Consider the following 19,446-nt stretch of genomic DNA (forward strand, 5'->3'; position numbering starts at 1 on the left):
CGACCGTGAGCGAGCACGCCGAGTGGAGTGACACGGAGGTCCCCACCCCGTCGGCGACCGCCGCCGTGACCCCCGCAGACGCCGCCGACGCGGCCCGGCTGGTCGCCTTCGGGCTGCAGCCGAAATTGCAGCCCGCGCGCGATCAGGAGTACACGGAGCTGCTGCGGCGCTACCGGGCGGACCCGCCGTTCGCACGGCTCGCGGATGCCGTGGCCGCCGGACTCGGGCTCGTGGTGCTGGAGGTCTCCCCGCGCGCAGGGATGGCCGTCACTGCCGCCGAGGACTCCGTGTTCGCCGTCCGTATGGGCGACTACGCGCGTCGTACGTCGGCCGACGGCAGCGACCGTTTTCTGCACGGGCTGGCCCATCTCGCCATCGCCGCCATGGCGTTCCCGCGGCCCGAGGACCTGGCCGACGACGGCTACATCGGGCGCGTGACGGTCAACGGCGTCGACGCCTTCGTCCGGCAGGCCTGCCGCCGGCTGGAGGAGCGCGCGGACGAGCAGGGGGAGAACACCGACCCCGCCACGGACGCACCCGGCCTGGAGGCAGCCTGGCGGATCTGGGTGAGACGCAGCGCGACCGGCGCCACCAAGGACGCGCGCCGGCTCGCCGGTTCGACCACCGGCATCGTCGGCAAGGCGGCCGCTTTTCTCACCGACTCCGGATTCCTCCAGCGGACGGGCGACGACAGCGGCGGCACCTACCGGACGACCGCCCGCTACCAGCTCCAGGTCCGTGACATGGCGGGCAGCGCCGCCATGGCCGAACTGCTGGAGCTGGGCGTGGTCCCGGTCACCGACGGCACACCGACGCTGCTGGCCGCCGAGGACACGGAAGACCTGGAGCTGGTGGCCGAGGCCGGGCTGCCGTTCCACTCCAACGCCTGAACCTTCGAACCGGCCCGCACTTTCGAATCCGCCCGAATCCCCGAACCGGCCTGCACCTTCGACCGCCCGCCTGAATCCTCGAATCCGTCCCAAGTCCCGAACTCCCCCGATCTGACGAAGACTTACGAGAGTCCGCCATGTACGAGCTGTCCCGGGTCCGCCTCTACTCCATCGGGCCGGCCGGTGCGCGCTACGCCGATACCGTGCTTGACCTGCGCGGCGTCGGCGAGCCCGTGCCCGATCCCGCGCCCACGCAGGCGGAGTTCTTCGAGGAGGAGCCCGTCGGGCCACCGCGCCGGCCGGCTCCCGCGGGTGTGCTCTTCCTGGAGAACGGCGGCGGCAAGTCGGTCCTCCTGAAGCTGATCTTCTCCGTGATGCTGCCGGGCCACCGCAACACCCTCGGCGGCGCCAGCTCCGGCGTGCTGCGGAAGTTCCTGCTCGCCGACGACTGCGGGCACGTCGCGCTGGAGTGGCAGCACACGCTCACCGGTGAGTGCGTCGTGGTCGGCAAGGCGAGCGAGTGGCGCGGGCGCCAGGTCTCCAACGACCCGAGGAAGTTCGCCGAGGCCTGGTACTCCTTCCGCCCGGGACCCGGGCTGAGCCTGGACAACCTGCCCGTCGCCGAGTCCACCGCCGTACGACCGCCCGCCGAGGGCCAGTCGGGCGCGCGGGGCCGGCGGCGCACCATGAAGGGCTTCCGGGACGCCATCACGGAGGCGGGCAAGGCGTATCCGCATCTCGAGGTGCACTGGGAGGAGATCCACGACCGCTGGATCGAGCACCTCGGCGACCTCGGCCTCGACCCCGAACTCTTCCGCTACCAGCGGGAGATGAACGCCGACGAGGGTGAGGCCGCCGGCCTCTTCGCGGTCAAGAAGGACTCCGACTTCACCGACCTGCTGCTGCGGGCCGTGACGGACACGCGTGACACCGACGGCCTCGCCGACCTGGTCGGCGGCTTCGGCAACAAACTGGGGCGGCGCGCCGAGCTGATCGCCGAGCGGGACTTCACCGCCGGTTCCGTCGACCTGCTCGGGCGGATCGTCGAGGCCGCCGAGGCCCGCTCACGCGCGCGTGACATCCACGCCGGTGCCGAGCGGCGCACCCGGACCCTGGCCCGGCGGCTGTCCGCGCGGGGCGTCCAGGAGCGGGTGCGGTCCGCCGACCTCGCCCAGCGGGTCACCGCCACCGCGTCCGCCGTCACCCACGCCGAGGCGGGCCGGGACCGCAGCGCGCTGATCGCGGCCGAACTGGCCTACCGGCACGCCTCGCTGGCACTCGCGGCTGCCGAGAAGTCGGCGGCGGCGCAAAAGCGCGAGCTAGCCGACGCCCGCACGCTGCACTCGGCCTGGCAGGCCGCCGAGGCCGTCCTGCGGCACCGCGCCGCCGCCGACCGCGTCGCGCGCGTGGCCGCAGCCATCCAGGAGGCCGAGCGCGACGCGGCCCCCGCACTGGCAGCCCGCGCCAAGGCCGCCGTCGAGCTCGTACGGGCCCTGCACGCGGCCGCGGAGAGCGCCGAGACACTCGCCAACGAAGGGGAGGAGCGGTCCGCCGCCCTCCAGGAGGTCAGCGAGTCCGCGTACCAGGACTCCACGGCCGCGGCCACCGAGGCCCAGCGCGCCCGCAGCGAGGTCGGGCATCTGCGCCAGCGGCTGTCCGAGGTCGAGCAGGAGACCGCCGAGGCCGTGCGCGCCGGCTGGCTCGACGACAGCGCGCCCGACGCCGACCCGGCTCGCGCGGCCCTTGCGGCGAGCGACGCCGAGAAGGCGGCCGTCGCGGCCTGGGACACCGCCCGTGAAGCCTCCCATCGTGCCGCTGAGCACGCACGCGAGGCGGCCTCGGCCGAGTCCCGCGCCGAGCTGACGGCGGCCCGCGCGGCCGACGCGGCAGCCGCCGCGGAGCGTGCCTACGACGCCGAACGCCGTCTCGCCGAGGGGCTGGCGGCGGAGGAGCGCCTCGCGGAACTGATCGGCTTGACCGGAGAGTCGGGCGCGAAGCGCCGGGCTGTTCTTGCCCCCGGGGCCGTACCCGCCCCTCGCGCGGGTGACGACAGCGACGGGAGTACGGCCGCGCAGGACGCCGCCGGCGGCGTCGCCCAGGGCTCGGTCGACGAAGGCGCCCTCACGCCGGAGGAGCTGGACCGGTTCGCCGACGAGTTGCGCGAGCTGCTCGACGACAACGTCTCCACCGCCGAGCGGCAGCTCTTCGAGCTGCGCACGGCAGCCGCCGACGACTCCCGGATCCTGGGCGCGCTCGGTGACGGCGGGCTGCTGCCGCCCGGCCCGGACGTGCTGGCCACCGTGGAGTTCCTCGGCGAGCAGGGCATCCCGGCGCTGCCGGGCTGGCGCTACCTCGCGCAGGCGGTCGACCCGGCCGACCACGCGCGTGTGCTGGCCGCCCGCCCTGAACTGGTCGACGGCGTGATCATCACCGACCCCGACACGCACGCGCGTGCCCGCGAGGCGCTGAGCGACGCCGCGCTGCTGCCCCGGTCCGCCGTGGCGGTCGGCACGGCAGCTGCCCTGCTCGCTCCGACGCCGGCGCCGGATTCCCCGAGCGGCGCCTCTCCCGACGTCTTCCTCGTGCCTCCGAACCCCGCCATGCACGATGAGCACGCCGCCGACGAGGAAAGGCAGGCGCTGCGCGCGAGGGCCACCGAGCGGGACGAGGAGATCCGCGCCCTCGCCGCGCGGCTCGGCAAGGACCGGGAACTGGCGGCGCGCCTCGCCTCGTGGCGGACCGGCTGCCCGGCCGGCCGGCTGGTCGAGCTGGCGCAGGCATCCCGGGACGCGCGCGGGTTCGCCGAGGAGTCCGAGGCGGAGCTGACCGAGGCGCGGACCGTGCGGGCCGAGGCCGACGAATCCGCCGCCGAGGCCGCGCAGGTCCGCGACGAGCGGCAGGAGGCCGCCCAGAAGGCGCGGCGAGCCGCCGACGCCCTGGCCGGGCTGGCGTTCCGGCTGCGCGAGCGGGCCGGCTGGCAGGTCAAGCTGCGCGAACTCGCCGACGAGGCCACCGAGTCCGAGGCCCGCGCCCAGACCTGCCTGGAGCGCGCCCGCGCCGCCGACGAGGACCGCCGCGCCGCCCAGCGCGCCGCCGACGACGCTCGTCGCACCGCGCGTGCCCTGCGGGCCGAGCGCTCGGAGATCGCGGGCGCCCCCGACGACGTGCCGGACACCGACACGGAAGCCGCGAGGGCCTCCCTGCCCGCGCTGCGAGAGGCATACCGGGCCGCCTCCCAGCTGTACGAGAAGGTCGGCGTCGGCGCCGACCTGCGCGCCGAGCAGGCCCGCGCGGAGAGCGACGAGAGCGCCGCACGCGCGGAACTGGACCGGCTGAGCAACAAGGTCCGCACCCGGGCCGAACAGCTCCTTCAGTCGCCCGACGGCTCCGACGGACCCTCCCGGCAGGCGGCCGTCTCACGCGCGGAGGAACTCGTCCAGCTCCTGGAGACCCGGATGTCCAGCGCGAGCGAGCAGCTCGGGCGGCTTCGCGGCGAGGCCGAACGGCACGCGCCCGAGGACGGCGAGACCCACACCGACCTGTCCGAGGAACTCCAGCCGCGGGACGCCGAGCACGCGCAGGCACTGCTGCGCACGGCGACCGCTGAACTCGCCTCCCGCACCGAAGCGTTGACACAGGCCCGCGAGGCGCACGCGGAACTCCTCGAAGCCCACCGAGCCGCCGAGGACGCGGCCGGCGGCTTCGACGAGATCGCCGCGATGCTGCGCGACCTGCTCAGGGAGCACACCTCGGACGAGGAGCAGGATGCGCCGGAGCCATACCCCGGCAGCCCTGAGGAGGCCCGGCACTCCGCCGCCGAGGCCCGCCGATCGCTGCGCGGCTGCGCCGCAGACCTCTCCGCCGCCGAGGCCGCCGTCCGCGAGGCGAGCGACGTGCTCGTACGCCACGCCAACTCCACGCGCTACGAACAGGTCCGCACCCCCGCCCGCCAGCAGATCCGCGAGCTGCCCGCCTCCGCACTGCCCGAACACGCGCAGAAGTGGGCGGACGCCTTCGCGCCCCGACTCCGCGTGCTCACCGACGAGTTGGCCCAGCTGGAGCGGAACCGGGACTCCATCGTGGACCGCCTCCGCGGCCTGGTCGAGTCGGCACTGACGACCCTGCGGTCCGCCCAGCGGCTGTCCCGCCTGCCCGAGGGCCTCGGCGAGTGGTCCGGACAGGAGTTCCTGCGCATCCGCTTCGAGGAGCCCGACCAGGCCACCCTCACGGAACGCCTCGGTGAGGTCATTGACGAGGCCACGCGCGCGGCGGTGAAGAAGAACTCGGACCTGCGGCGAGACGGCATGTCCCTGCTCCTTCGCGGCGTTGCCGCGGCGCTTCAGCCCAAGGGCGTCGCAGTGGAGATCCTCAAGCCGGACGCCGTACTGCGAGCCGAGCGCGTGCCCGTGGGGCAGATGGGCGACGTGTTCTCCGGCGGACAGCTGCTCACGGCGGCCATCGCCCTGTACTGCACGATGGCCGCCCTGCGGTCGAACGACCGGGGCCGGGACAAGCACCGCCACGCCGGCACGTTGTTCCTGGACAACCCGATCGGACGCGCCAACGCCACCTATCTCCTGGAGCTGCAGCGAGCCGTCTCGGACGCCCTCGGAGTCCAACTCCTCTACACGACCGGCCTGTTCGACACGACCGCCCTGGCGGAGTTCCCGCTGGTCATCCGTCTGCGCAACGACGCCGACCTCAGGGCGGGCCTGAAGTACATCAGCGTGGAGGAACACCTCCGGCCGGGATTGCCGCAGCAGCCCCAGGCGGGGGAGGCGGTGCGCAGCGAGATCACGGCAACACGGATGTTCAAGCGTCCTGCGGCGCCTGCGACCCCCTAGCCGCACGGCCAGGGCCGGGAAGCCGGTGTGCTACCTCAAGAGTGCGACAACTGCCCTGTCCCGCCCTGCCGGCGTATGCGCTCCTGAGCCCGCTCCGCAGCACGCGCCTGCCGTCGTGCCCTGCGTCGCTCGCGCCGCAGGGACCGGGCGGTGCTGCTGGGGGCCGACACCACGCCGTTGCGCTGGTTCCACACCTGGCGCGTCACCCAGACGTCGAGCGCGGCCCACGTGGCCACCACGGTGCTGGTCACGCTGCTGATGACCATCGGGAACGCCAGCCATGATCCTGCCAGTGTGCACAGGAACGCCACCATCGCCTGGATCAGCGTCAAGGCGATGATCAGGACCGCTCGCACCGCGGCCGTACGCACCGGATCGGGCATCCGGCGCCGCCGCGCGGACTCCTCGATCCACAACGGCCGGTAATGCGGCTGCTCCTGAGCGGCAGGGCTCTCGGCGGTGCCGCCGCCGGATGCCGGAATGTCGCGATCCAGCGCCTCGGGACCCTGTCGCGCTGTCCGGCGCGCCGCATCACTGTCCTCATGCGCCACGCGCCGCTCCACCGTGCCCGTCACCGTGTCACTCCCCACCGCCGGCAGACCGCTCGCCCGCATCCGAAGACTCAGCTCCCCAGCGGTTGCCCGGCTTGCGCTGTTTTACGCCGCCCGGGGGCTGGATGCGGCTCCTGTTGCCCAATCCGCCCCCATTTCCTGTAGAGAAGGACGATCGAAGCGTCCTGAAGATTCCCAACGAAGATAGATTTCCGGCCAACTGGCCGGACAGACCGGCCGGATCCGCCCTCCGGGGCGCCGCAGGTTTGCGGGAGGCAATCTCCCGCAATGGCCGGACAACTCCCCATGTCTCGTCACCGGTGCGGAAGTTCAGATTCCGGATCTCTCTTCGAGTTACTTGTGCGTCGGTAGTAGGCTCGCGCCGATTGTTGACGCACATGTGTGCCCCCTGACCGATAGGGGGTTTGAGCTGGGGGAGGCCATGCGCTTTCGCGGGACGTCGATCCGCCGGAAGATGGTGGCGCTGCTTCTCGTGCCGCTGGTGTCCCTCACCGCGATCTGGGGTTTCGCCACGGTACTCACGGGGCGAGGCGCGACCCAGCTGTTCACGGTGTCGTCCCTCGTAGAGAAGATCGGCTACTCCACCGAGGACGCTGTCCGCGTCCTGCAGCAGGAACGCCGGCAGGCGCTGGTCTACCTCGCAGACCGCCGGGCCTCGGACGCGCTGTCCGCACTGCGGGTCACCCGCAACGCCACCGACGCCGCCGTCGCCGAGATCCGCGAGAACGCCAAGGATCCCGACGTCCGCGACGGACTGGACCAGGGCGACAGCGAGCGCCTCACCGCCGTCCTGGACGCCTTCGACGGCATCAGCCCGCTGCGTCGCAGTGTCGAGGACGGAACGGTGAGCCGCGCCGACGCCCTCCACCAGTACAACCTTCTCGTGGACCCCTGCTACACCCTCCTGGCCTCCCTCGACGGCGTCGACAACGTGGCGATGGACAAGCAGGCCCGCGCCCTCCTCAACGTCACCCGCGCCCGTGAACTGCTCTCCCGCGAGGACGCGTTGCTCAGTTCCGCCCTCGTGGTGGGCGAGCTCTCCCGCGACGAGATACGCGACGTCTCCGATCTCGTCGCCCAGCGCACCCTCATGTACGAGGTCAGCCTGACGGACCTGCCTGCGTCCGAGCGTGCTCGCTACGAGCGCTTCTGGAAGAACGCCTCCACCGCTCCGCTGCGAGTCGCCGAGCAGGACGTCATCGCCTCCCAGCCGGGCAAACCCAGCAGAGTCGACGCCAAGCGCTGGGACACCGTTGCCGGCGGCGTCCTCGACGAGCTCAGCAAACTGAACGACGAGGCGGGTGCCCGGTATCAGGACCGCGTCAGCCCCGTCGCGATGGGTGTCATCATCAAGGCGGCCGTCGCCGGTGTCCTCGGCCTGGTCGCCCTGCTGTTCTCCCTCTTCCTCTCCGTGCGCATCGGCCGCAGTCTCGTCCGCGACCTGCGGCAGCTGCGCCTGGATGCCCACGAGGCGTCCGGCGTGCGACTGCCCAGCGTGATGCGCCGCCTCTCCGCCGGAGAGCAGGTCGACGTGGAGACCGAGGTCCCGCGCCTGGAGTACGACAAGAACGAGATCGGCGAGGTCGGACAGGCCCTCAACACCCTGCAGCGCGCCGCGGTCGAGGCAGCCGTCAAGCAAGCCGAACTGCGCGCCGGGGTCTCCGAGGTCTTCGTCAACCTCGCGCGCCGCAGCCAGGTCCTCCTCCACAAGCAGCTCACCCTCCTCGACACCATGGAACGCCGGACCGAGGACACCGACGAACTCGCCGACCTGTTCCGCCTGGACCACCTGACCACCCGTATGCGCCGGCACGCCGAGGGCCTGGTGATCCTCTCCGGCGCCGCCCCTTCCCGGCAGTGGCGCAAGCCCGTGCAGCTCATGGACGTCGTGCGCGCCGCGGTCGCCGAGGTCGAGGACTACGAGCGCATCGAGGTCCGCCGTCTGCCCCGCGTCGCCGTCACGGGCCCGGCCGTCGCGGACATCACCCACCTCGTGGCCGAGCTCCTGGAAAACGCCACGGTGTTCTCTCCGCCGCACACCGCCGTCCAGGTCCTGGGCGAGCGGGTCGCCAACGGCTTCACCCTGGAGATCCACGACCGTGGCCTGGGCATGGCGGCCGACGTCCTGCTGGACGCCAACCTCCGACTCGCCGAGACACCCGAGTTCGAGCTGTCCGACACCGACCGGCTCGGCCTGTTCGTCGTCAGCCGGCTCGCCCAGCGGCAGAACGTCCGGGTCTCGCTGCAACCGTCGCCGTACGGCGGCACCACCGCCGTGGTGTTCATCCCCGACGCGCTGCTCACCGACGACGTCCCGGACACCAACGGCATCGGGTTCCGTCTCGACCGGCCCACGCCCTCCAAGGAGACCGAGCTGGAGGAGTCGCGCCGGGCCGCGCTCTCCCAGGTGCCGGCCCGAGTGCCCGGTCTGCCCGCCGCGCTTCTCGACGGCCCGGTCGAGCTGGAGGCCCCGGTCGATCTCGACGCCCTCAGTGACTTCCCGGACGCGCTCGGCGACGAGGACGGCGAACGCGGCGGCCTCTTCCGCCCGCGTCGTACCCTCGCCCCCATGGAGGACGAAGCGACGGGCCCGCAGGGCACCCAGCACCCGGTCTCCGGTATCCACGGCGGACCGGACGACGCCGACCCGGACCACGACGCGAGCGCGCCCGTCCCGCTGCCCCGCCGCGGGACGCCCAAGCTGGTCAGTTCGCACGGACGCCCGGTCACCGAGCAGCGCTCCCGGTGGGAGAAGACGGACGCCGAGTCGCCGAAAGGTCCGAGCCGTCCGCAGCCGAACGGTCTCGCTCCGCTGCCGTCCCGCCGCCGCGGAACGGGAGCCCATGGTGCGGGAGCCGGCGCGCCGGACCTGATCGGCGACCGTACGGACGCCCGGATCGGCGACCGTACCGACGCAGCGGCCTCCGCCGGGTACGACCACGGTGAGCCGCCGGAGCCCCCGGCTCTCCCGAGGCGCACACGGCGTCCCGCGATCGCCTCGAGCGGCTCCGACTCCGTCCCGAACCCGACCACCCCGCCGCAGGAAGCCGGCCCCGGCGCCGGAGCGCTGCCTCGGCGCGTACGCCAGGCCAGCCTGGCGCCGCAGCTCAAACAGGGCCCGGCACCGCGCACCGAGGAGAAGCCGGAACTCGCCGAGCGGGACGCGGACGAGGTCCGCAGCCGAATGGCCTCCCTCCAGCGCGGCTGGCAGCGCGGCCGCCGGGAGAACGCCGCCGGCGACGACGCCCAAAGCGGCACAGCACCACAACGAACGACTAAGGGGGACGGTCGATGACCGCACCGAAGACGACCGGCCACACCGCGACCAACCAGTCCGGAGAGCTCAACTGGCTCCTCGACGACCTCGTGGACCGTGTCGCCAGCATTCGCAAGGCCCTCGTACTCTCCGGCGACGGCCTGCCGACGGGAGTTTCCAAGGACCTGACCCGCGAGGACAGCGAGCACCTGGCTGCCGTCGCATCCGGCTTCCACAGCCTTGCCAAGGGCGTGGGACGCCACTTCGAGGCGGGCAACGTCCGGCAGACCGTCGTCGAGCTCGATGACGCCTTCCTGTTCGTGACGGCCGCCGGTGACGGCAGCTGCCTCGCGGTGCTCTCGGACGCCGACTCCGACGTCGGTCTGGTCGCGTACGAGATGACCCTTCTCGTCAAGCGTGTCGGCGTGCATCTGGGTACCGCTCCGCGCACCGATCTGCCCGCAGGCGGGTAGTGGGATGGCATGAGCGCTGACGGTCAGGGAAGAAGTCACTGGTTCGACGACGAGGCCGGACCGGTCGTCCGTCCGTACGCCATGACGCGCGGCCGCACCACCAGTGCGGCCCAGCACCGCCTCGACCTGATTGCGGTGGTCGTCGCGGAACCGCAGGCGGACGATCCGGAAGCGGACTCGACGCTGTCCCCGGAACATGTGGACATCGTCGGACTGTGCCGTGACGCCCCGCAGTCCGTGGCCGAACTCTCCGCCGAGCTCGATCTGCCCATCGGCGTCGTACGGGTGCTCGTCGGAGACCTCGTGGACTCGGAATTCGTCCATGTGAACCGGCCGGTACCGCCTGCCGAGATGGTGGACGAGAGTATTCTGCGCGACGTGATCAACGGCCTGCGGGCGCTGTGAGCGGCGCGGAAGCGGGGTAGTGACGTGACAGGCTGGCAGTTCTGGGTCGACCGAGGCGGCACCTTCACGGACATCGTCGCGCGGCGCCCGGACGGCCGTCTGCTGACGCACAAACTGCTGTCGGAGAATCCGGCGCGATACTCCGACGCGGCAGTCGCGGGCGTGAGCCAACTGCTGGACGGCTCCGAGGACCCCATCGAGGCCGTCCGCATGGGCACCACGGTCGCCACCAACGCCCTCCTCGAGCGCAAGGGCGAGCGGACGCTCCTCGTCATCACCAGCGGCTTCCGCGACGCCCTGCGCATCGCCTACCAGAACCGCCCCCGCATCTTCGCCCGCCGCATCGAACTGCCCGAGCTGCTGTACGAACGGGTCGTCGAGGTCGACGAGCGCATCGCCGCCGACGGCACGGTCCTGAACCCTCCCGACCTGGATGCCCTCGCCGGCCCCCTGAAGGACGCGTACGACGACGGGATCCGCGCCGTCGCCGTGGTCTGTATGCACAGCCACCTCCACCCCGGCCACGAACAGGCCGTCGGAGAGCTCGCCGCCCGCATCGGCTTCCCGCAGATCTCGCTGTCCAGCGAGGTCAGCCCCCTGATGAAGCTCGTCCCGCGCGGGGACACCGCCGTCGTCGACGCCTACCTCTCGCCCGTCCTGCGCCGCTACGTCCAGCACGTCGCCGACGAACTCGAAGGCGTGCGGCTGATGTTCATGCAGTCCAACGGAGGCCTCGCCGAAGCCGGGCAGTTCCGCGGCAAGGACGCCATCCTCTCCGGCCCCGCCGGCGGCATCGTCGGCATGGCCCGCATGTCGCAGCTCGCCGGCTTCGACCGCGTCATCGGCTTCGACATGGGCGGTACGTCGACCGACGTCTCGCATTTCGCGGGTGAGTACGAACGTGTCTTCACCACACAGATCGCCGGTGTCAGGCTGCGCGCTCCCATGCTGGACATCCACACCGTCGCCGCCGGCGGTGGCTCGGTCCTGCACTTCGACGGCTCCCGCTACCGCGTAGGGCCGGACTCGGCGGGGGCGGATCCGGGCCCTGCCTGCTACCGGGGCGGTGGGCCGCTCGCGGTCACCGACGCCAACGTCATGCTCGGCCGCATCCAACCCGCCCACTTCCCCCAGGTGTTCGGACCCGCCGGGGACCAGCCCCTCGATGACGCCCTCGTCCGTGAGCGCTTCATCGCCCTCGCGAACGAGATCCGCGAGCAGACCGGCGACGACCGAACGCCCGAGCAGGTCGCCGAGGGCTACCTGCAGATCGCGGTCGCCAACATCGCCAACGCCGTGAAGCGGATCTCCGTCCAGAAGGGCCACGACGTCACCCGCTACGCCCTCACCACCTTCGGCGGTGCGGGCGGCCAGCACGCGTGCATGGTCGCCGACTCGCTCGGCATCCGTACCGTCCTCGTACCCCCCATGGCCGGCGTCCTGTCCGCGCTCGGCATCGGCCTCGCCGACACGACGGCCATGCGAGAGCAGTCCGTCGAAGCACCCCTGCGGGCCGCCTCGATGCCCGGGATCCTGAAGACCGCTGACGACCTGGAAGCGGCCGCCCGCGCCGAACTCCTCGCCGAGGACATCGCCGAGGACCGCGTCCGCATCACCCGCCGTGCGCAACTCCGCTACGACGGCACCGACACCACCCTCACCGTCGAGCTCACCGAGCCCGACACGATGAGGGGCGCCTTCGAAGAACGTCATCGCGCCACGTACTCCTTCACGCTCGACCGTCCGGTCGTCGTCGAAGCCCTCTCCGTCGAAGCCACTGGCATCACCGAACCCCCCGATCTCTCCGCTCTGGCCCCTCACACAGCCGCCCCTGAAGGCAGCCCGGCCACCCCGGGAACCGTCCCCCTCCACACGGGCGGCACCTGGCGCGACGTACCCCTCCACCGCCGAGAGCACCTGCCTCCCGGCGAAACCGTCACCGGCCCGGCGATCATCACCGAGGCCAGTGCGACGACCGTCGTCGACGACGGCTGGCAAGCCGCGACGACCGACGACGGGCATCTGGTCATGGAACGCACGGCGATTACGCAGAGTTCCGATCTCGACACGCAAGCCGACCCGGTTCTCCTCGAGGTCTTCAACAACCTGTTCATGTCCATCGCCGAACAGATGGGCGCCCGCCTCGAATCCACTGCTCAGTCCGTCAACATCAAGGAGCGCCTGGACTTCTCCTGCGCGCTCTTCGACCCGGACGGAAACCTGGTGGCCAACGCCCCGCACATCCCCGTCCACCTGGGCTCGATGGGCACGAGCGTTCAGGAGGTCATCCGGCGCCGCGGCTCCCGGATGCGCCCCGGCGACAGCTACGCCGTCAACGACCCGTACCACGGCGGCACTCACCTGCCCGACGTCACCGTGATCACCCCGGTCTTCGACACGGGAAGCACGACGGGCACGGAGGGTGAGCAGGAGATCCTCTTCTACGTCGCCTCACGCGGTCACCACGCCGAGATCGGCGGCATCGCCCCCGGCTCCATGCCCGCGAACAGCCGCACCATCGAGGAGGAGGGAATCCTCTTCGACAACTGGCTGCTCGCCGAGAAGGGCCGCTTCCGTGAGGAGGAGACCCTCCGCCTGCTCACCGAGGCGCCCTACCCGTCGCGCAACCCCAAGACCAACCTCGCCGATCTGCGCGCCCAGATCGCCGCCAACCGCAAGGGCGTCGAGGAAGTCGCCCGGATGATCGAGAACTTCGGTCTCGACGTCGTCCAGGCGTACATGAAGCATGTCCAGGACAATGCGGAGGAAGCGGTACGCAGGGTCATCGACGCCCTGGACGACGGTGAGTACGCCTACGAGACCGACTCGGGCGCGATCATCCGGGTACGCGTGCGCGTGGACCGCGAGAACCGGTGCGCCTCCGTCGACTTCACCGGCACGTCCCCGCAGCTGGCCACGAACTTCAACGCCCCCTTCTCGGTCGTCAACGCGGCAGTCCTGTACGTCTTCCGCACCCTCGTCGCCGACGACATCCCGCTCAACGACGGCTGCCTGCGCCCCCTCGACATCGTCGTGCCGCCCGGCTCCATGCTCGCCCCCGAACCCCCGGCAGCGGTCGTCGCGGGCAACGTGGAGACCTCCCAGGCCATCACCGGCGCCCTCTACGCCGCGCTCGGCGTCCAGGCCGAGGGCTCCGGCACCATGAACAACGTCACCTTCGGCAACGAACGGCATCAGTACTACGAGACCGTGGCCTCCGGGTCCGGAGCGGGCGACGGGTTCCCGGGCGCGCCCGTCGTCCAGACCCATATGACCAACTCGCGGCTCACCGACCCCGAAGTACTGGAGTGGCGACTGCCGGTACAACTCGACGAGTTCGCCGTTCGGCACGGCAGCGGCGGGGCCGGGCAGTGGCGCGGCGGGGACGGCGCCGTGCGCCGCATCCGCTTCCACGAGCCGATGACCGTCTCGACACTGTCCCAGCACCGCAGGGTCCCGCCGTACGGCATGGCGGGCGGCGACCCCGGAGCGCTGGGAGCCAACCGCGTCGAGCACGCGGACGGCACGGTCACCGCACTCGGCGCCAGCGACTCGGCGGACGTCGGAGCCGGCGACGTACTCGTCATCGAAACCCCTGGCGGCGGAGGCTACGGCCCACCGTCGCGCGACCCCCATCAAGCAGGAGAAGAGATCGATGATCTTCGGGCGTTCTGAGCGCGGGAAGCCTCCGGTCGAGCCCGTCACGCTCAAGATCCTGGTGGCCGGTGGCTTCGGCGTGGGCAAGACCACCCTCGTCGGCGCGGTCAGCGAGATCAGGCCACTGCGCACCGAGGAACTGCTCACGGAGGCCGGACGCCCGGTCGACGACACGAGCGGTGTCGAGGGCAAGCGCACCACGACCGTGGCCATGGACTTCGGGCGCATCACCCTGCGCGAGGACCTGGTGCTGTACCTCTTCGGTACGCCCGGCCAGGAGCGGTTCTGGTTCATGTGGGACGAGCTGTCCGAGGGTGCGCTGGGCGCTGTCGTGCTCGCCGACACCCGGCGCCTGGAGGACTGCTTCGCGGCCGTGGACTACTTCGAGAGGCGCTCCATACCCTTCCTCGTCGGCGTCAACTGCTTCGAGGGATCGGCCCGTTACCCGGCGGAGGACATCCGGCAGGCCCTCGACCTCGACGACGGCGTACCGCTGCTGCTGTGCGACGCCCGCGACCGGGAGTCCGTCAAGGAGACCCTCATCGGCGTCGTCCAGCATGCGATGGCCTACCAGGCGGACCGCCGGCAGACCGTGACCACCTGAAGTCCGGTGGACGGGCACGGCCCGTACCCCCGCCGACCGGGGTACGAGCCGTGGCTCATGGCACGCGTGCGTGGCTCACGCAGAGCGCACGCACGTGTGGACCGCCTCGGAGCGCGGTCAGCTCTCGCCGTCCTCCAGCCAGCCGAAGCTCTTCTCCACCGCCTTGCGCCAGCTGTGGTACTCGCGGTCCCGCTCCTGGGCGGTCATGGACGGCGTCCACTCGACGTCCTTCGCCCAGTGCGCCTTGAGCTCGTCCAGGTCGTTCCACACGCCGGTGGCCAGGCCCGCCGCGTACGCGGCGCCCAGGCAGGTCGTCTCGGAGATCTTGGGCCGGATCACCGGCACGTCGAGCACGTCCGCCTGGTGCTGCATGAGCAGGTTGTTCTTCGTCATGCCGCCGTCGACCTTCAGGGTCGTGATGTGCACGCCGGAGTCCTGGTACATGGCGTCCACGACCTCGCGCGTCTGCCAGCTCGTCGCCTCCAGCACCGCGCGGGCGAGGTGCGCCTTGGTGACGTACCGCGTCAGTCCGGTGACCACCCCGCGCGCGTCGGAACGCCAGTACGGCGCGAACAGGCCGGAGAAGGCGGGCACGATGTACGCGCCGCCGTTGTCCTCGACGCTTGCCGCGAGTGGCTCGATCTCGTCGGCGGTGCTGATGATGCCGAGCTGGTCGCGGAACCACTGGACCAGCGCACCCGTTATGGCTATTGCCCCCTCCAGGCAGTACACGGGAGCCTCGCTGCCGATCTTGTAGCCCATCGTCGTCAGGAGCCCGCTCTTCGACGGCACCGGCCGGTTGCCGGTGTTGAGCAGCAGGAAGCTGCCCGTGCCGTAGGTGTTCTTCGCAGTGCCGACGTCGTAGCAGGCCTGCCCGAACACGGCTGCCTGCTGGTCGCCCAGGGCAGAGGCGACCGGCACCCCGGCCAGCTGTCCGACGGCGGTTCCGTACACCTCCGAGGAGGACTTGATCTCCGGGAGGACCGCCTCGGGGACGTTCATGGCGGACAGGATGGAGGAGTCCCACTGGAGGGTCTCCAGGTTCATCAGCATGGTGCGTCCGGCGTTCGTCACGTCGGTGACGTGCTGCCCGCCGTCCGTGCCGCCGGTGAGGTTCCAGATCAGCCAGGAGTCGATCGTGCCGAAGGCGATCTCGCCGCGCTCGGCGCGGTCCCTGAGGCCGGGCACGTTGTCCAGCAGCCAGGCCGCCTTGGGGCCCGAGAAGTAGCTGGCCAGCGGCAGTCCGGTCTGCTCACGGAATCGATCCTGGCCGTCGGAGCCCCCGAGCTGGTTGCACAGCGCCGCCGTACGGGTGTCCTGCCACACGATCGCGTTGTGCACCGGCTTGCCCGTCGCGCGGTCCCACAGAACCGTCGTCTCGCGCTGGTTGGTGATCCCGAGCGCGCTGACCTGGTCGGCACGCAGTCCGGCCTTGGCTATCGCGCCGGCGACCACCGCCTGCACCTTGGACCAGATCTCGGTGGCGTCGTGCTCCACCCAGCCGGGCTTGGGGAAGATCTGGCGGTGCTCGCGCTGGTCGACGGCGACGATGGCGCCGTTCTGGTTGAAGACGATGCAGCGGCTTGAGGTGGTGCCCTGGTCGATTGCGGCGACGTACTTTTCGGCGTTGTCCGTCATGGCTACCCCTTGGGCTGATTCAGAAGGCTGCGTTGTAGATGAGGCCACCGAGCAGGCCGCCGACCAGTGGACCGACCACCGGGATCCACGAGTAGCCCCAGTCGGACGTGCCCTTGTTCGGGATCGGCAGGAAGGTGTGGATGATGCGCGGTCCGAGGTCACGTGCCGGGTTGATGGCGTACCCGGTCGGGCCACCCAGCGAGAGGCCGATGCCGACGACCAGCAGTGAGACGAGCAGGATCGCGATGCCGGAGCCGTAGATGCCGTCGGCCTGGCCCGCGATCTGTCCGATGCCGATGCCCTCGACGTGCCTGTTGTTGCCGACCAGCGCCAGGAGGGGCAGCACCAGGGCGATGGTGGCGAGGATCTCGGTGATCAGGTTGGCGATCGGGTTCCGGATCTCCGGGATCGTGGAGAAGATGCCGAGGGTCGGAACCGGTTCGTCCGCCGTGCCCTCCGTGGTGCCCGTCTTCCGCACGTTGGCTTGGAACTGGGCGAAGTACGTGAGGTAGCACAGCACTGCGCCGATCATGGCGCCGGTGATCTGGCCGAGCAGATAGACCCACACCTTGTCCCACACGCCGGTGTCGACGGCGAGACCGAAGGTGACGGCCGGGTTGAGTACGCCGCCGGAGAGCGGAGCGGCGGTGTAGGCGCCCGCCAGCACACCGAAGCCCCAGCCGAACGCGATCACCACCCAGCCTGCGGCGCGTGCCTTGGAGAATCTCAGGGTGACGGCGGCGCAGACGCCGGCGCCGAACAGGATCAGGATCGCCGTACCGATCATCTCGCCGACGAATATGTCTCCGTTGGTCATGGCGGCTCCTTGGCCGTGGCCCGGGGTGATCGACCCCGAACCTCCGTGCAGGGTGCGTTTCCCTTGGCTACTTCAGCCGAAGGCAGGGAAGGGTCCCGCGCCCCGCCCGGCGTCCGTGACGAGCGTGCCGTCGCAGCCGACCCGCCCGTGGGGGAAAGGGCTCTGGTCCAGGCGCAACCGCGCGGCGCAGTGCGTGGATACGCCGAGAATGTACGGCGATGTCGACTGACACCGGGAAGTGTTCACCGGCGTCCAGGGGGCGTCAAGGTCGCGGACGTCAACGGTTCAGGGCGTGCCCACGGTCACGGACCGTCGTCGACCGGGCTCGCGGCACGCCACGCGTGGGCGGGACGGGCACCGGGGCCCCGCAGAGGTCGGCAGGGAGGCCAGTTCCTGCCGGACCCGACGGGGGCCGATGATGATGTTTGCGCTGAGGCCGTACGGACGCCGCCTCGGCCTCCGCCGACCTGGTAGGAGAAGCGTCTCACCCTCTGCCCGGCTCCGCCACCGCCCACTCGGCCCGGGCCGTCGTCTCGTCCACCCCGCGCAGGATCTCGTGCCCGGGGAGCCCTGCCCGGCCCAGCACCCAGCTCGCCCCGCTCAGCGACTTCGCGGCCTTCTTCAGCGGCGCCAGACAGGCGGCCGCCTGCCGGTGGTCGGTCACACTTCCGGGCTCGCACAGGACCGTGGCCAGGGACAGCGTGATGGCAAGTCCACCCGCGGACCAGGGCGCGTCCAGCACCGACGTGGCCAGCGGATCCAGCCCCTCCGGATCCGCCAGCACCAGGAAGTCGTCCCCACCGATGTGGCCCACCCGGGTACTGTCCGTGGCCGCGTGCTGCAGTACCCGTCCGACGGACCGGATCAGCTCGTCGCCCGCCGCGAACCCGGCGCCGTCATTGACCTGCTTGAAGTGGTCCACATCCAGCCAGCTCAGCGCGAACGTCCGGCCGTCCGCGATTCGCCGGTCCACCTCACCGGTGATCGAGTCCGAACCAGGCAGCCGGGTCAGCGGATTGAGCCCGGCAGCCTCCTCGACGCGGTTCTCGGCGAGAGCGCGCACTAGGTCCGCGAGCCGTACAACCCCCACGCAGCGGCCGTACCGGTCGACCACCGCCACATCGTCCGACGTACGGTTGCGGCCGCCGTCCGCCACCACGTCCAGCACCTCCCACGCGGTGGCGTCGACACCCACCGTGCGTGGAGGATCACCGAGCTTGGCCGCGGGCCGGTCCGCGTACAAGGCATGGCCGTAGCGGCCCGACATCGACAGCAGGAAGCGGGAACGGTGCACCGATCGCACCGGGACACCGCTGCGGTCCACCAGCAGCACCCCGGACACGTCCGGCGACCCGGTCAGCAGCGCCCGCACCTGCCCCGCCGAAGCGGTGGCGGGTAGCAATGCGGCCGGCCGTACGAACTCCCTTACTGACGGTCCCGACCGTGGCGTCACCGTCAGTCCGGGGGAGCGTGGCGGAACGTATACCTCTGCCGCGGGCAGCCGAGCCGGCGGGGCGAACAGCTCCCCCTGAGCCAGTTGCGCACCGGCCGACCGCGCGGACGCGCACTGGAGCTCCGTCTCCACACCCTCGGCGCACAGGAGTGCGCCCTGCTGCTCGCACAGCGTCCGCATTGCCCGTACCGCGGCGGGCCGCGCCAGAAGCGACGCGTCGAGCTTGATGAGATCCGGCGCCATGTCCGTGAGCAGGCGCAGCGGGAGGTCTCCGTCTCCGACGCCGTCCGCACTGATCCGGAAACCCTGGTTCCGCAGCGCGCCGATCGCCTCCAGCAGCGCGTGCTGCGGCACGTGCGTGTACGGCGGACCGATGTCGATCGTCACCTCCCACGGCAGCCGCCCCGCCGCCCGCACGGCGTCGTGCAGTGGGGTGAGTCCACCGAGATCGGCGAGGGTGCCGGCGAACACGTTGACGTACAGGGGCAGCAACGTCTCCTTGCGGGCTGCCGCACGGAACGCCAACACGGCCAGCCGACCGTCGAGTTCGGGATCGCGGCGCGCCTCGGCCAGGACGTCGCCGGTCTCCGGGCGGGCGAGAATCTCCAGCCCCGCGACTCCGCCGGTCGTCAGATTGACCACCGGTTGGAAGGCGAAGCGGAGAGTATCCGTCCAGGAGTCCACGGCAGCATGATGGCGTCGTCGAAGCACGCCCGAGCCCAGTTCATGAGACGTTCACGCAGGATTCCGGCTTGCTCACGCAGTGTAGAAACGCCACGTCGTCCACGGTGATACGGCGGTGACGCCACGCTCACGATCGCGTGTGTGAGGGCCGTC

11 protein-coding genes are annotated in these 19,446 nt (G+C 71.3%); 7 read left to right on the forward strand and 4 right to left on the reverse strand.

Translation table 11 applies throughout. From position 1 onward, the window contains the following. Positions 1-5 precede the first annotated feature (5 nt). Both ACFY5C_RS26195 and ACFY5C_RS26200 read left to right on the forward strand, forming a co-directional pair. Positions 6-890 carry a hypothetical protein gene (locus ACFY5C_RS26195; RefSeq protein ID WP_389448017.1) on the forward strand — a complete coding sequence of 295 codons (885 nt, stop codon included), beginning with the start codon at positions 6-8 and terminating at the stop codon, positions 888-890. Between the two features lie 137 nt (positions 891-1,027). Next, the gene (locus tag ACFY5C_RS26200; RefSeq protein ID WP_389448019.1) at positions 1,028-5,734 is read left to right on the forward strand and encodes a hypothetical protein; all 4,707 of its coding nucleotides are present in this window, start codon (positions 1,028-1,030) and stop codon (positions 5,732-5,734) included. Between the two features lie 35 nt (positions 5,735-5,769). Here the strand turns inward: ACFY5C_RS26200 and ACFY5C_RS26205 are convergent, their stop codons facing one another. Further along, complete coding sequence (locus ACFY5C_RS26205) at positions 5,770-6,348, reverse strand: hypothetical protein (RefSeq protein WP_389448021.1); 579 nt, start codon at positions 6,346-6,348, stop codon at positions 5,770-5,772. Between the two features lie 379 nt (positions 6,349-6,727). Between ACFY5C_RS26205 and ACFY5C_RS26210 the strand changes: the two genes are divergently transcribed. From ACFY5C_RS26210 to ACFY5C_RS26230, 5 genes are read left to right on the forward strand one after another with little or no spacing between them, the layout of a single operon-like run. Further along, positions 6,728-9,601: a nitrate- and nitrite sensing domain-containing protein gene (locus ACFY5C_RS26210; protein ID WP_389448023.1), complete on the forward strand. Its 2,874-nt coding sequence runs from the start codon at positions 6,728-6,730 to the stop codon at positions 9,599-9,601. Next, complete coding sequence (locus ACFY5C_RS26215; protein WP_389448024.1) at positions 9,598-10,035, forward strand: roadblock/LC7 domain-containing protein; 438 nt, start codon at positions 9,598-9,600, stop codon at positions 10,033-10,035. Before ACFY5C_RS26210 ends, ACFY5C_RS26215 begins: the two co-directional genes overlap by 4 nt. A gap of 9 nt (positions 10,036-10,044) precedes the next feature. Next, positions 10,045-10,440: a DUF742 domain-containing protein gene (locus ACFY5C_RS26220; protein WP_389448026.1), complete on the forward strand. Its 396-nt coding sequence runs from the start codon at positions 10,045-10,047 to the stop codon at positions 10,438-10,440. A gap of 24 nt (positions 10,441-10,464) precedes the next feature. Continuing rightward, positions 10,465-14,115, forward strand: coding sequence for a hydantoinase B/oxoprolinase family protein (locus tag ACFY5C_RS26225; RefSeq protein WP_389448028.1), 3,651 nt, complete (start codon positions 10,465-10,467; stop codon positions 14,113-14,115). Further along, the gene (locus ACFY5C_RS26230) at positions 14,096-14,701 is read left to right on the forward strand and encodes an ATP/GTP-binding protein (RefSeq protein ID WP_389448030.1); all 606 of its coding nucleotides are present in this window, start codon (positions 14,096-14,098) and stop codon (positions 14,699-14,701) included. The genes ACFY5C_RS26225 and ACFY5C_RS26230 overlap by 20 nt, the downstream gene beginning before the upstream one ends. Positions 14,702-14,818: 117 nt before the next feature. Here ACFY5C_RS26230 and glpK read toward each other — a convergent pair whose 3' ends face one another. From glpK to ACFY5C_RS26245, 3 genes are all read right to left on the reverse strand, one after another. Further along, positions 14,819-16,339, reverse strand: a complete 1,521-nt coding sequence (gene glpK, locus ACFY5C_RS26235) for a glycerol kinase GlpK (protein ID WP_389448032.1) — start codon at positions 16,337-16,339, stop codon at positions 14,819-14,821. Between the two features lie 19 nt (positions 16,340-16,358). After that, entirely contained in the window at positions 16,359-17,156 is a 798-nt protein-coding gene (locus ACFY5C_RS26240; protein WP_389448034.1) for an MIP/aquaporin family protein, read from the reverse strand. 484 nt (positions 17,157-17,640) lie between these two features. Further along, positions 17,641-19,293: an EAL domain-containing protein gene (locus ACFY5C_RS26245; RefSeq protein ID WP_389448036.1), complete on the reverse strand. Its 1,653-nt coding sequence runs from the start codon at positions 19,291-19,293 to the stop codon at positions 17,641-17,643. Positions 19,294-19,446 lie beyond the last annotated feature (153 nt).

The organism is Streptomyces sp. NPDC012935 (assembly GCF_042900345.1).
Classification (GTDB): Bacteria; Actinomycetota; Actinomycetes; order Streptomycetales; family Streptomycetaceae; genus Streptomyces.

What these genes read in the sequence shown, in the direction of transcription:
- ACFY5C_RS26230 (WP_389448030.1), top strand. Translation starts at nt 14,096, where the DNA reads ATGATCTTCGGGCGTTCTGAGCGCGGGAAGCCTCCGGTCGAGCCCGTC.
- ACFY5C_RS26215 (WP_389448024.1), top strand. Translation starts at nt 9,598, where the DNA reads ATGACCGCACCGAAGACGACCGGCCACACCGCGACCAACCAGTCCGGA.
- ACFY5C_RS26240 (WP_389448034.1), bottom strand. Translation starts at nt 17,156, where the DNA reads ATGACCAACGGAGACATATTCGTCGGCGAGATGATCGGTACGGCGATC.
- ACFY5C_RS26210 (WP_389448023.1), top strand. Translation starts at nt 6,728, where the DNA reads ATGCGCTTTCGCGGGACGTCGATCCGCCGGAAGATGGTGGCGCTGCTT.
- ACFY5C_RS26205 (WP_389448021.1), bottom strand. Translation starts at nt 6,348, where the DNA reads ATGCGGGCGAGCGGTCTGCCGGCGGTGGGGAGTGACACGGTGACGGGC.
- glpK (WP_389448032.1), bottom strand. Translation starts at nt 16,339, where the DNA reads ATGACGGACAACGCCGAAAAGTACGTCGCCGCAATCGACCAGGGCACC.
- ACFY5C_RS26200 (WP_389448019.1), top strand. Translation starts at nt 1,028, where the DNA reads ATGTACGAGCTGTCCCGGGTCCGCCTCTACTCCATCGGGCCGGCCGGT.
- ACFY5C_RS26220 (WP_389448026.1), top strand. Translation starts at nt 10,045, where the DNA reads ATGAGCGCTGACGGTCAGGGAAGAAGTCACTGGTTCGACGACGAGGCC.